Source organism: Candidatus Aminicenantes bacterium (assembly GCA_026393855.1).
Classification (GTDB): Bacteria; Acidobacteriota; Aminicenantia; order Aminicenantales; family UBA4085; genus UBA4085.
On the sequence record JAPKZJ010000076.1, the window covers coordinates 1 to 12,835 of the forward strand.

Annotated in this window: 12 protein-coding genes; 7 read left to right on the forward strand and 5 right to left on the reverse strand. The window is 61.1% G+C overall.

Features of this window, described 5'->3' with window-relative positions:
- From NTZ26_09345 to NTZ26_09360, 4 genes are all read right to left on the reverse strand, one after another.
- On the reverse strand, nucleotides 1-1,265 hold a 1,265-nt coding region (locus tag NTZ26_09345; protein MCX6560709.1), incomplete at its 3' end, for a DUF2961 domain-containing protein.
- Nucleotides 1,266-1,410: 145 nt separating this feature from the next.
- Nucleotides 1,411-1,602, reverse strand: coding sequence for a hypothetical protein (locus NTZ26_09350; protein ID MCX6560710.1), 192 nt, complete (start codon nucleotides 1,600-1,602; stop codon nucleotides 1,411-1,413).
- Between the two features lie 13 nt (nucleotides 1,603-1,615).
- Nucleotides 1,616-2,020, reverse strand: coding sequence for a hypothetical protein (locus tag NTZ26_09355; GenBank protein ID MCX6560711.1), 405 nt, complete (start codon nucleotides 2,018-2,020; stop codon nucleotides 1,616-1,618).
- Between the two features lie 88 nt (nucleotides 2,021-2,108).
- Entirely contained in the window at nucleotides 2,109-2,420 is a 312-nt protein-coding gene (locus NTZ26_09360; protein MCX6560712.1) for a UPF0175 family protein, read from the reverse strand.
- 163 nt (nucleotides 2,421-2,583) lie between these two features.
- Between NTZ26_09360 and NTZ26_09365 the strand changes: the two genes are divergently transcribed.
- The 7 genes from NTZ26_09365 (at nucleotide 2,584) to NTZ26_09395 (ending at nucleotide 10,829) form a co-directional block, all read left to right on the forward strand.
- Entirely contained in the window at nucleotides 2,584-3,975 is a 1,392-nt protein-coding gene (locus tag NTZ26_09365) for a hypothetical protein (GenBank protein ID MCX6560713.1), read from the forward strand.
- 12 nt (nucleotides 3,976-3,987) lie between these two features.
- Nucleotides 3,988-6,267 carry a hypothetical protein gene (locus NTZ26_09370; protein ID MCX6560714.1) on the forward strand — a complete coding sequence of 760 codons (2,280 nt, stop codon included), beginning with the start codon at nucleotides 3,988-3,990 and terminating at the stop codon, nucleotides 6,265-6,267.
- Between the two features lie 256 nt (nucleotides 6,268-6,523).
- On the forward strand, nucleotides 6,524-6,979 hold the full coding sequence (locus tag NTZ26_09375) for a nucleotidyltransferase (protein MCX6560715.1): 456 nt from the start codon (nucleotides 6,524-6,526) through the stop codon (nucleotides 6,977-6,979).
- A gap of 137 nt (nucleotides 6,980-7,116) precedes the next feature.
- Nucleotides 7,117-7,635, forward strand: a complete 519-nt coding sequence (locus NTZ26_09380; GenBank protein ID MCX6560716.1) for an RNA polymerase sigma factor — start codon at nucleotides 7,117-7,119, stop codon at nucleotides 7,633-7,635.
- Nucleotides 7,622-8,188: a hypothetical protein gene (locus NTZ26_09385; GenBank protein MCX6560717.1), complete on the forward strand. Its 567-nt coding sequence runs from the start codon at nucleotides 7,622-7,624 to the stop codon at nucleotides 8,186-8,188. Before NTZ26_09380 ends, NTZ26_09385 begins: the two co-directional genes overlap by 14 nt.
- A 4-nt stretch (nucleotides 8,189-8,192) precedes the next feature.
- Nucleotides 8,193-8,795, forward strand: a complete 603-nt coding sequence (locus NTZ26_09390) for a hypothetical protein (GenBank protein ID MCX6560718.1) — start codon at nucleotides 8,193-8,195, stop codon at nucleotides 8,793-8,795.
- A gap of 189 nt (nucleotides 8,796-8,984) precedes the next feature.
- Nucleotides 8,985-10,829 (forward strand): PAS domain S-box protein, encoded by a 1,845-nt coding sequence (locus NTZ26_09395; protein ID MCX6560719.1) that lies wholly within the window; start codon nucleotides 8,985-8,987, stop codon nucleotides 10,827-10,829.
- Between the two features lie 7 nt (nucleotides 10,830-10,836).
- Here NTZ26_09395 and NTZ26_09400 read toward each other — a convergent pair.
- On the reverse strand, nucleotides 10,837-12,835 hold a 1,999-nt coding region (locus NTZ26_09400), incomplete at its 5' end, for an alpha-galactosidase (protein ID MCX6560720.1).

Sequence of the window (12,835 nt, forward strand, 5' to 3'; positions counted from 1 at the left end):
GCGCCCGAACGAATCTTCGCCGCGATATCGGCGGCCCGTACGGCCGTCCGGTCTAACGACGGCAGCTTTCGTTCGGCCGCTCCCGGGGCGCGCGCAGTGAAGGTCGGCTCGCCCGTTTGATACCAGAAGGCGACGCTGGAGTAATCGTCTTCCCGTTCGTTCCAGCTGTTGGATTTGTACTCGGGGTTCTCGTCCTGCGACATCCAGCCCCAGTGCTCGATCGCCACCTTGATGCCCGTATTGAAGACGACGGGATCGGCGATGTGCCAGCGGTAGGCGCTGGTGTGTCCCCCGATCTCGCGCTGATCGTAGTAGGGGACGCCGAAGTAGGGCGTGCTGGCCGCCTGCAGGCCCCAGGCCGAGAGGAAGTAGTCTTCTGTTCCCGTGCCCCAGATCGAGGGCTTGGCCTCGCCGTCGATCGAGATCTTTTCGTCCCCCTCGCCGTACCAGGCCGGGCTGCGGAACCGCGCCGCCAGAACCGTGCCGACATAGTGGCCCTTGCCGCTTGTTTCAAGAAGGACATAATCCTCGCCCTTCTTGACGGGATATTCCTGCCGGTACTGGGCGTGGAAATACGGCGTGTCCTTCGGCATATCCTCCAGCTTGATCCAGTCGATGTTGTAGTAAAGCAGGCTCAAGGGCTTGTCGCTCTGGTTTTCGATCTCGATCCGGGCCGACTTGCGGAACGGCATCCGCCAGAAGGCGTTGTAAGAGTCGCCGCCCTCGACGACGACCGGCAGGCTGATGACCTCGCGGCGCTCGCCGAAGGAGTTGGCGAAGAAATCGCCCAGCGGGGCCTCGACGGCGGGGCGCTCCCGGCCGTCCCAGTAAATCCGGAGCATCAGCTCCTGGTGGTTGGCCGAGCCCTTGCGGGCCCAGTCCTGCGGCTCGGGGCCGAGAAAGGTGATCCAGATGTGGGTGATGACGCCCGGGCCGGCTTCGTCGAGGAGGACATGGGTTGCGCCCGGCGGCACGTTGAAATTGTCCCAGTTGCTCTTGATGTCGTTGTCGCCGCGGAAATCGGCCTTGGGATCGTACTTGCGCGGCCCCGTGTTGCGGTCGCCGTCGGGGCCGCGGCGCAGCTCGCCGACGCGCATGGCCGAGGTGGCCCGCATCGAGCGGCCGGTCTGCGGCTTGGCCAGATCGCCGAGGAAGCCGCCGGTCCCGGCATCGTCGGATTTATCGTCGCGGCAGGCGGCCGTCCAGGTTAGGGCGAAGACGATGAATATCGCGAGGGCCAAGGTGAGGGCTTTCTTCGGACTCATGATCGGGATCTCCTTCCACGGCGGGTGGTTCGCGGAAAATATACTATCCGCCTGCCCGCGCCGAGTAAAGCGCCGGAGAGATTGCTTCGCCAAAGGCTCGCAATGACAGTTGACGTGGGGACCTCTCTTACCGGCGCGGCAATCCCTAGAAATCGTCGCTCTTCGACAGCGCGACCAGGGCCCGCCCCAGGCGCTTGTGCCCGGCCTTGAGGTACCACCCGGCCCACCATTTCACTAAATCCTTGGCCGACCAGGCATCCAAATTCGCCTTGATCTCCTCGTAGGCCTTCTCGGCTGCTTCGTCCATCTGCTTGGCTTGGGCTTCGTCGAACGGCATATTCGTTTCCTTTCTAATCCACCAGCGATTTCATGGATTTGACGGGGGCATAAAAGCCGCGCTTGATCATTAAAGCTAGAATTTCATCGGCTTTTTCCCTGGTCAGTATTTTTTCGATAATCGCTTTGGCCAGGATCCCGATCGTTCCGGTCAGCTTCACGTCGCGCGACCCGGCCGCGATCCTCGCCGGCCTATCGTCGGAGGCAAAGACCCAATCTCGATTCGCAGCCAATGCGATAGACGATGCTTCGCCCAGGCCAAGAGAGATCGAAAGCGATTCGAATTGAGCTTTTTCCAAATCCGTTTCGATGTTCATCACATTCATCCAGCCGGCCCGGACGGCCGTTTCGACACGATGCAACGGGTCATGCCCGAGCTGGATCCCCCGCATGATCTCGGCGGCGACAAATCCGCTCATATGAGCGATTCCGCTATACATCCGTTCAAGGATCGCCATGATGTCAGCGTGGGCGAAATTCGATAAGACACGGGTATCGAATAATATCTCAGGCATTCTCTGCATCCCGGCGGATATCTTCGATGTCCTGGACTCGCTGGGGGATCCCGCGTTCCCGCAGATAGAGCCTTGCCGATACCGGATCGAGGCCGATGACTTCGGCCAGCTTGCCGAGGCTGATCAATCCTTCGCGGTAGGCATTCAGCGCGATCTCTTTCCGTTGCTCAAGCCTGTTTTTGGCTCCGTAGGTCGTATCGATAGCTTCCCGGACCAGTCCGCCGATCGTTCGTTTTTCTTTCTGGGCGTAGGCTTTGAGGGAACGATGCTGGTCGTCGTCGAGCATGATATTGGTGCGCTTCATGGCCGCTCTCCCATATGTGTAACTATATGTGTATAGTAGGCCGGGCCCATTCTGTTGTCAAGCGCGGCGCCGAATATCTCGGGCCTTGCCCTTGTAACTTGAGCGGGTTTGTATTAATCAAATCATATCCTCGAGTTGCATCCATCCGTCAGGGAGGAATCCAATGTTGGGCAAAACTATCCGCATCGTCAGCTTGCTCGCGCTTACAGCCATCGTTCTGACCGCGACGCTTATTCCAGGCCTGCATTCCTCCCCGGCCGTCGCCCGGACCGCTTGGTCCCAAGCGCCCCAAGCCAAGCCTCCCGTCCCGCCCACCGGCCTGAAAGTCTTTCTGGCCAAAGGCAAGAACGCCGTCAGCGACTTTAACAACAAGAATGTCGTCGACAATCTCAAGGCCGGAGTTTTCAAAGGCCAGACCGTGACCGCCCATATCGAGGGCGAAAACAAGCAGGACTTCCTGCGCACCTTCGCCGAGAGCGACGTCGTCTATGTCAGCTGCCACAGCCGCGTGTTCGACAAGGTGGAGGCGCTTGTCGTCGGGAGCGACGAGTCCGTCCTGCCCTCCGACATCTCGCGCGCCATCCGCGAAAGCGGCAAGCCGGGACCCTCGTTCGTGATGGTGGCCGGCTGCTCGACCCTGGAAAACGAGGCCAGCAACATCGCCACCGGCATGGGCATCAAACCAGGCACTAAGGGCAAGGTCTACCTGGGCTGGAAGGGCAAGATCTTCGGCAGCGTCATCGACCGATCCATGTCCGTCTTCTGGCAGGCCTTTATGAAGCCTGATGAAACCGGCCGATTCCGGACCGTGGAGGAGGCCAAGGCCTGGGCTTTAAAACACGGCGCGGTTTCAGGTTGGGGCTCCTTCGAAATCATCGGGGACGGCTCGCTGCGGGCCACCGACATCGTCAAGGCGCCGCCCGCCAAACCGGCCCAAGGGGCTTGGGTCCAGACCGGTTTTTGGCGCTTCCACCGCGCCACCTGGGTCCCCGACATCCAAGGCAAAGTCGAATTCATCGGCTATACGGCGAAGGTGATGAGCTCGCTCGGCACCTCCCTCCACGAGTGGACCATCCCGCCCAAGCAGTTGACCCCGGGCGATCTGCTGAAGCTCGATCTTAAAGTCGAGCGAGCCGGAGGCGTTTTCACCAGGGCCTATACGCTGGTCTTCTTCGGCCGGCCGAGCAAAGCGACGCGGGGAATGGGATTCGGCGTCGTCATGATCCCGCCGTCCATGGATTGGGCCGGGACGCAGGGAGATTCGGGTCCGATGTTCTCCCATGCGACGATGGCGCAAAGCGTCGTTCGGGACGGCAAAGAATTCATCTTCGATTGTACCCTCGAGGGCGGCAAGTTCCTGACCGGAGCCGGCAAGGCCGAGGGCCCCTGGTCGGGCCGCGTCCCCGAGGCCGCGGCGGGCGGCAAATTCTACCTGATCATCTCCACCGGGCACGCCGGCCGCGGCGTCCAAGTCGAGTCGCTGGCCATGACCATCGAATCGACCTGCAGCGTTGCCGGCGCGCAATACTATGAATACACCTGGCGCGGGAATTAATGGAGGGATGTCGTGCCCAAAAAGAAGGCTCGATTTTCAATAATCACCGGGGCCGTGCTGGTGACGCTGGCGGGAGCGATGCCGCTCTCCTCGCTGAATGAAAAGGTCCCCACGCCGGGTCCTCGCGACGAAATTCGAAGCGATATCGTGTCGAGGACGGCGAGGCGCCGGCTCGGGACGACAGAAAAACAATCTCTTTCCCCCGCCAAAGCCCCCCAACCCCTCGCACCCGAGCGCATCAAGGAGCTCCAAGCGGCCGATCGGGACATCATGGGCGATCAGATCCTGGCCCGCAAGGTCGATCCGAGCTTCGAAATTCTGGCCGGCCTCATGCCCGGGATGAAAAAGTCGCGCGAGGCCGTCGGCGTGAAACACCACCTCCACGATATCGGCGTCGCCCCCGACGGCACCCTCGAGCTCTCGGACGACGTGGACGTGGCGGGCAGCCCCGTCGCCTTCTTCGAGATGGGGACTCCGTTCGTCCGCTTCGGCGCGGCGCCCGCCGGCTGCTCCAAGTCGCTCCTCAAGGGCTTTCTGCCCGTCGTCCAGGTTCGCTTCGATTCCGGCGGCATCAGCTATATCGAAACCGTCTTCGGCTACAGCGAGGGCTTGAGCCCCGACGCAGACCTCTGGGCCTATGTCGAGCTGGATGCCCGCAACGCCGGCGCCCAAACCGTCAACACCAAAGTCCGATTCCGGTTCGAGCCTGCGTTCGCCGCCAATCCGCCGCGCGAGTGGACTCTCTCGCTGGCCGCCGGCGCCTCGCATAAGATCCGGCTCAAAATCCCCTGGGCCGTTCGAACCGTCAAATATCAGGAGCCCACCGCTCCCGACTATGCCCGCGCCTATGGCCAGGTCGTCGACTTCTGGTCCAAGGATCTCGCCTCCGGCCTGCAAATCAACGTCCCCGAGCCGCGCGTCAACGACGCCTATCGCGCCTGGCTGGCCTATGCCTCGCTCGACGTCGACAAGCGCAACGACGTCCTCGAGCCGCACGACGGCGCCGGCTTCTACGAGGAAGTTTTCGGCTACAGCGCCGCCCTCTACCCCCACGCCCTCGACCTCTGGGGCCGCCCCGACGAGGCCCGCGCCGTCCTCGATTCGCTGCTCACCTTCCAGGCCCCCGACGGGCTCTTTACCTCGCACTTCGGCACCCCCGATCCGGGCACGCTGCTCTTCGCCCTATGGGAGCACTACGAGATGACCCGCGACGCCGCCTGGCTCCGCCGCGTCGCGCCCAACATGATCCGGATGGCCGACTGGATCATCCGCAAGCGCCGCGAATCGATCCCCCCCGCCGGCGCTCCCAAAGCCGTAACTTACGGGCTGATCAAGTTCAGCCCTTATTGCGATTTCCAGACGCCGTCCTTCGACTACTTCGGCGACACCTATTGCGCAGTGGGCTTGGAGAAGACGGCCAAGGCCCTGGCCGCCGCGGGTCTCAAGGCCGAGTCCGATCGCATCGCCAAAGAAGCCGCGGCTTACCGAGCCGATATTCTCGCCTCCATGGACGCCGCCGTCATCGTGCGCGACGGCCGCAAGATCCTCCCCGTCGAACCGGATACCCACCGGTTGCTCAAGAGCACAAACTATCGCGGCGGCGGCTATTACGGCCTGATTGCAAGCTGCATGCTGGAGAGCGAATTTCTCCCCGCCGCCGATCCGCGTGCGGCCATGGTGATGCGGTTCATGGAGGAGAAGGGCGGACTGCGGCTGGGCATGTCCGAGTTCGACGGCGGTGTGGACCACGCCTACACTTACGGATACTGGCTGGACTGCCTCAAGCTCGGCAACGTCAAGCCCGTCCTGCTCGGGTTCTACGGCTCGCTGGCCTACGGCATGTCGCGCCAGACCTATTCCGGTGTCGAAGTCACGCATCTCTTCACCGGGGCCAACGAGCCGACCCTGCCGCATCTCTATTCCTGCACCGAGCAGCTCCGCCTGCTGCGGATGATGCTGCTGCGGGACGAGGGCGACGAGCTGCAGATCCTGCCGGCCGTCCCCCGGGATTGGCTGGACGCGGGGAAGACGATCGAGATTAAGAACGCCCCGACCCGATTCGGAGCGGTGTCTTATTCGGTCGATTCGCAGATCGATAAGAAGAAGATCGTGGTGACCTTGAGCGTGCCGGCGCGCTTGGCCCCCAAGAAGATCGTTCTGCGCCTCCGCCATCCCCACGGCGAGGCGATCAAGGGCGTCACGGTCGACGGCAAACCCATCTCAACGTTTAAAGGGGAGACGCTCGAGATCGCCGCCCCATCCGGCGCCATGAAGATAGAGGTTCTATTTTAGCTCTACCATATGTCATCCCGAGCGTGGCGAGGGATCCCTCGTGCTCCCGGAATACGTACGCGGCAACCTCTCTCGTCATGGTATAATATATATATGGATCGCGGTAAAGAACGGGGCGGAATCCTACTCTTAAAGACGGAAGATGAGGCTCGCGAGATCGAGTTTGAGTTGGCCTATTTGTCTTCTTTGACTTTCCGACAAAGATTCCTCCTCATGAGACGGAAGAGCCGAGAAATGCGCGCAATGCTTCATCGCCATGGCCATGGAACGGCTGCTTCGATTACTAAACGAAAATAGCGCCGTTTACGTCGTTATCGGCGCGACGGCGTTTCCCGCCTATGGGTATGCCCGCGCGACTTTGGATATCGACCTGTTCGTGAAGTCGACCCGGCCTAATATCCGCAGGGTCATGAAAGCCTTGCGTGAATTCGGATATGGCTTGTCGGATTTCAGTGAGAACGATTTCTTGACTCACAAAATCCTGATTCGCCAATACCTTCTTGAAACCGATATCCATCCTTTCGTCAAAGGCATTGTCTTTGGAGAAGTCTGGGAAAATAGAATCACGAGCAAAATCGGAAAGACCGAGGTGTATTTCCCCTCTCTTGAGGACATGATCCGAATGAAAAAGGCCGCCGGCCGCATCAAGGACCGTGAAGATCTAAAATTCCTGAAAAAGCTTCTGAAAAAGAAATCCGAAGCTGTGCCCTAGACTGTCATCGCAAGCGTGCGCGAGGCGATTGTTCTTATCGTCGTCCCGAGCCTTAGCGTGGGGACCTTGGGTTCTCCTGAAAATGGAATATTCCATCTCCCGCAGCGTCTTCTATATGCCATGAAGGAGACAGCCGCTTGACCGAGCCGGGCGACGGACTCTTCGACCGGCTCGTCGCCTGCCGGGAGGATGTCTTCCGGGTCTGTCTCGGCTTTTCGCGCAACCCGGCCGACGCCGAGGATCTGACCCAAGACGTCTTTCTCAAGGCCTTCGCCCGCCGGGACGCGCTGCGCAACCCCTACGGGTCCAAGATCTGGCTCCTGCGGATCGCCCGCACGACCTGCCTCGACCGCATCCGCCGCGACAGGCGCCGGCCGACCATCTCGCTCAACAGCCTGCCGCGGCCGGCGATGGATATGGCCCGGCCCGATCCGCCCGTCGATTCCGGCGCCGATTTACGGCGGATTAAAGCCGCGGCCGCCCGTTTGCCCCGCCGCCGGCGCGAAGTCTTCGTCCTGCGCGAATACGGCGGATTGTCCTATGAAGAGATCGCCCGGACGCTGAAGATCAAGATAGGCACCGTGATGTCGCGGCTCAACCGGGCCCGCAAGGCCGTGGCCGAAGCCGCGAGGGAGAAAATCCGTGAAAAAGACTGAAACTCGGACTGCGATTTCCGAGCTTCCCGAAGACGTTCAGGGGCTCATCCAAAGCGAGATCGAGTCCGGATTAGCACAATTCAGGGCAGGGGACTTTAAGGGGAAGTTGCGAGCGGCGATGCGCGCAGAGGAGCATAGTCATGGGACGCGCCGACCCCGAAAGTCCGCCCTCCTCCGCTGGGCGCCCGTTTACGGCCTCGCCCTCGCAGCTGCCGTCATCGGGATAGCCGTCCTCTTCTCCAACCACCGCCCCGCGCCGGATCCCACGATCCTCGCCTCGACCCTCGAGACGCTTCCCGGGATCCAATCGCTCAATCTGGCCCCCCTGGACCTGACGCACATCCCGGTTTCCGCGGCCCCGTCCAACTCGCCGCTTTTCGCCCCTCTCTCCGCCGCGGCCGCGCAGGCCGAAGCGGACGCCGCGATTACCGTCCCGTCCATTCCCGTCCTCATCCCTCGCTACACTCTCGAAGAAAAGATAGAAATCCTGACCAAGGAACAGCCCATCGAGCGCGCGCTAACATTGTTAAAATCCAAATCCGGGGAGGTATGAACCCATGAAAAGAGCATTGATTCCATGTCTCGTCCTGCTGCTGGCCGCGGCCTCATGGGGCCAGCAGGCCGTCAAGGAATTCGACGCCCAGGCCAAGCTCAGCCAAGTCTCCGACTCGGGTCCGAACGACCAGAAGAACGTCGCCAACGTGTCCTCGAAGTCGGGCAGCGCCCTTCTCGACCTGTACATCATCAATTTACGCGTAATGACCACTCAAGCCCCGCCCGGGGACCGCGACACTTTCGACCAGCGCCTGCAGGAGATGATGCTGGCGGCCAAGAAGGCCCGCGAGGCCAACGAGATCGATGGCCTCTTCTTCAACCGTTTCAACCGTCTGCTGGCCGTGACCAAGCTGGTCATGTTGCCCGACCCGGCCGGTATCCTAGTCCCCGTCATCAACGACTTCCTCGGGGGATACGTCCAGGCCATGCTCGGTCACGACGATTTTCGCGCCATCAGCGGCAAGGGTTCCAAGGCCATCAACTACGTGGCGACGGCCCTGAGCGCCGATATCATCGACCTCCAGATCTACCTCCAGACGGCCAAGCAGCGCGAGACGCTGCAGTCCAACCTGCAGGAGAAAATGACCGCGGCGCCCAAGAAGTAGCCCCGCGGTCTGATCCGTTTCTGTTGCGAAGCTGAAGCGCAGCCTACCCCCAAGCGCCCTGCTCGGACCTCCGGGCGGGGCGCTTTTTTGCGGACTTGCATTCCGGATAGCTTGCTGACAGAATAAACCATAAGCAGAAAAGCGGGTCGGGAACCGCCTCTTCATAGCCAAGCCGACGCGAGGGGGACGATGAAAAAAACGGTTTTAATCGTCGATGACGTCGTCATGAATACCTATATCCTGAAGATTCTATTGGAAAAAAACGGCTTTGACGTCGTTGCCGCGGCCAACGGCCGGGAAGCCTTGGAAAAGGCCGGCGCTCATCCTCCCGATTTGATCGTTTCGGACATTTTAATGCCGGTCATGGACGGCTACGCCCTGTGCCGGCGATGCAAATCCGACGAGCGGCTGAAACGCATCCCGTTCGTATTCTATACGGCGAGCTTCACGGAGCAAAAAGACGAAAGATTCGCCTTGAGTCTGGGGGCGGACCGGTTCCTCCTTAAGCCTCAGGAACCGGGAGTCTTGCTCCGCGCCCTGCAGGAAGTCCTGTGCGCCGATCCGGCGGTCGAACCTCCCGCGATCAAGCCCTTGGGCGAAGAACTGGAGTTCTTCAGAAGCTACAACGAAGTGCTCTTCAACAAGCTCGAAAAGAAAATGCTGGATCTGGAGATCGCCAAGCGGCAATTCGAGACGTTGGCGGAGAGATATCGACTGAGCTTCGAGAACGTCTCGGATGTCATCTATATGATCGATACCGATCTTGTCGTGCAAAGCATTTCTCCAAGCGTCGAGAAAATGTTGGGATTCCAACCGCAGGATTTCATCGGTCGGCAAGTTGCCGATTTGAAAAACGTATTCACCCCGGAAAGCTTTGCCAAGGCCATCCTCGAAATAGGGCTGATCTTGAACGGCGAAACGGTCGCCGGGGCGATTTATGAGTTCGTCGCCAAAGACGGAGCCGTAAAAATCGGTGAAGTCAGCGGTTCGCCCGTCAGACATGAAGGCAAGATCGTCGGCATGATCGCCGTGGCCCGCGACGTTTCGGACCGCAAACGGGCCGAGGATCAATTGCGGCAAAGCGAGGCCCGCTTCCGCAGCTACTTCGAATTGCCCCTGATCGGCATCGCCATCACCTCTCCGGAAAAAGGCTGGATCGAGGTCAATGACCGCCTGACGGCCATGTTGGGCTATTCTCGGCCGGAGCTCAACGAAATGGCCTGGTCCGACTTGACGCATCCCGAGGATCTTGCGGTCGACGTCGATCAATTCAATCGCGTTTTAGCCGGAGAAATCGAAAGCTATATGATCGATAAGCGCTTTATCCGCAAGAGCGGAGAGGTTCTCTGGACCAGCCTGGCGGCGGGCTGCGTCCGAAAACAGGATGGGACGGTGGATTATTTCGTCGCTTTAGTCAGCGATATCACGGATCGAATGAAGAGCTCGGAGCGTCTGAGGAAGTCCTTGCATGCCACCGTCCATGCCATTGCCGTGACCGTCGAGACGAAAGACCCCTACACCGCCGGCCATCAGCGCCGGGTGGCGGATCTGGCCGGAAGCATAGCCGTAGAAATGGGCCTGTCCGGCGATCAGATCGAGGGGATCCGTATGGCTGCGGTCATCCACGACATCGGCAAGATCTCCGTTCCGACCGAGATTCTAAGCTCGCCCCGGAAATTGTCGGCGGCCGAATTCAGCCTCATCAAAACGCACGTCGGATCAGGTTATGAGATTTTGAAAGACGTCGAATTTCCATGGCCTATAGCGAGAATGGTCCTGGAGCATCATGAGCGCATCGACGGATCCGGATACCCGGAGGGGCTGACCCGAGACGAAATTCTCATCGAGTCGCGGGTTATAGCGGTCGCCGACGTGGTCGAGGCCATGGCGTCCAACCGCCCTTATCGACCGTCCGTAGGGATCGATTTTGCCTTGGAAGAGATCACCAAGAACAAAGCGGTTTTCTATGATCCCGAAGTGGTGGATGCCTGCCTGCGCTTGTTCAAGGAAAAGGGCTATCGTTTGATATCGTAGCGAGCGGCTATTTCGCGGCCCTGCGATACCGTATCAGCGCCGAATCGGGCTGCTTGGCCAGCGCAACCTCGAATCCCTCGGCCATCAATTGGCCGCCGGCGATCGCCTCGATCTTGCCCGTATCCAGATTCGCGACTTCGTAGCTCGCCCCGCCCTCCAGCCCTTTGAGCCGCAGCGTGATCTTGCCCTCTTTGCTCTCGGGCCGCTTCAGCACGACCAGCAAGCCTTCGCCGCTCTCCGGCAGATCCAACTGATAGGCCAGCCAGGCGTCCTTGGCCTGGGAGTATTTCGTCAGGGGATAATAATCGCCGTAGAAATACTTCCGGATGCCCAAATACTGCGCGATCTGCGCCTTGGCCGCGGCCGCCGTCTCGTCGTCGTCCTTCTCCGGCAGCTTGACGTTCAGCCCAGCGGTCATGGCGCTGCGCCATTCGTACTCGCTGCCCTTCGCCATCACGGCGCCGTCGGACATGTTGAGCGGCACCCACGACAGCAGCCCGAAGGTGTGGCACTGGCGATGGATGGCGTCCTGCGGCCAGTCGGTCCGCCACAGGGCCGTGGCCCGCCCGATGGTTTCCAGGTCGATCCGCCGCCCGCCGCTCGAGCAGTTGTCGATGGCCAGCCCGGGATGCCTCGCCAGCAACTCGTCCCACATGGCGTAGAGCCCCTCGATCCAGCGGATCTCGGTCATCCCCACGCGGTCGGGCGTGTCGGCCTCCTGCCAGTATTCGTAAGGCGAGATGTTGAAATCCTCCCGGTACCAATCCAGCCCGAACTCGTCGATCCGGTCCGAGAGCCAGTCGGTCAGGAACTTCCGGGCCTCCGGATTACCCATGTTCCAGAGCATGTCGTTCTCGGCGATCTGGCTGCGCCGGCTTTCCCACAGCACCCAGCGCGGGTCCTCGTGCGGCGCCTTCCAGTCCATGTTGTGCTGCTTGTATTCAGACGTCCCGCCCTTGAGCTCGAGCAGCCAGCCGGGCTTGCTTAAAAAGCCGGCCCACTCCGTGCCCCGGCAGACCCGCTGCGGCTCGAGCCATAGCAAAAACTTCTTCCCCGCCTGGTGCAACGGCCCGCTGATGGCCTTTAATCCCTGCGGGTAGAGGTCCTTGCGCACGGCCCAATTGCCGGGATTCTTCCACCACGGCGCCCCGCCGAACCACTCGGCGTCGATCCAATACAGGTCGATCGGGAGCTGCCGCTTCTCGATCCGCTCGATCGCCTTCAGATGATCGGTTGCGGGACTGCCGCCCCATCCGGCCAGAAGCACCGGCAGGACGATCGGCTTGCCGCCCTGTTGGGCCCGAAGATGGGCCAGCAGGAACCGCCGCAGCAGGTTGTTGCCCCGCACCGCCTCGCCCTGCCAGAACATGGCCAGCATGCGCGGCGTGCGGATCTCCTCGCCGGGGTGAAGCTTGAGATGCGTCTCGGCCAGGCCCGACTCGATCCGCATCCGATCGCCGCCGTCGCGGGTGAACGTGGCCGCCCATTCGCCTGTCCAGCCGACGCCGAGGATCATCCCCTCGCCACCCAGATCGAGATTGAAGAATGGCATCACCTCGCTCGACGAGCGTCCGCCGCCCGGCTGCAAGTGCAGCGCGGCGCCCGGCTCGAATGTCTTCTCGACCGGGGCGAAGTCGTCGATAGAACACAGAGCGCCCTTGGCATAATGCAAAACGGGCACGCCCGGCCGCCCGGAAACCGAAATCTCCGAATCCAGCGGCAGGACGTTCTCCAGAATCGGCGAGTCCGTAGTCCCCGTGTTCTTGAAGTGCATCACCCACTCGACCGCCGGAAAATCGGGGAAGACGACGCCCTCGGCCCGCACCTGGAGCCCCGTGGCTGGATCAGTAAACGTTTTCGTGAGTATCGTTCGCCCGTCCTGGCCGGTGCTCGAAACCGACGTCTGTTTCCATTGAGCGAGAAAGTCAGATGACGGCCGCTCGCCGTATGTGAACGAGAAGAGCTTCCCCAGCGGCGCCATCGCCGCCAACTCCGATGTTGCCCCA

What these genes read in the sequence shown, in the direction of transcription:
- NTZ26_09350 (MCX6560710.1), bottom strand. Translation starts at nt 1,602, where the DNA reads ATGCCGTTCGACGAAGCCCAAGCCAAGCAGATGGACGAAGCAGCCGAG.
- NTZ26_09355 (MCX6560711.1), bottom strand. Translation starts at nt 2,020, where the DNA reads ATGAGCGGATTTGTCGCCGCCGAGATCATGCGGGGGATCCAGCTCGGG.
- NTZ26_09360 (MCX6560712.1), bottom strand. Translation starts at nt 2,420, where the DNA reads ATGAAGCGCACCAATATCATGCTCGACGACGACCAGCATCGTTCCCTC.
- NTZ26_09365 (MCX6560713.1), top strand. Translation starts at nt 2,584, where the DNA reads ATGTTGGGCAAAACTATCCGCATCGTCAGCTTGCTCGCGCTTACAGCC.
- NTZ26_09375 (MCX6560715.1), top strand. Translation starts at nt 6,524, where the DNA reads ATGGCCATGGAACGGCTGCTTCGATTACTAAACGAAAATAGCGCCGTT.
- NTZ26_09390 (MCX6560718.1), top strand. Translation starts at nt 8,193, where the DNA reads ATGAAAAGAGCATTGATTCCATGTCTCGTCCTGCTGCTGGCCGCGGCC.
- NTZ26_09395 (MCX6560719.1), top strand. Translation starts at nt 8,985, where the DNA reads ATGAAAAAAACGGTTTTAATCGTCGATGACGTCGTCATGAATACCTAT.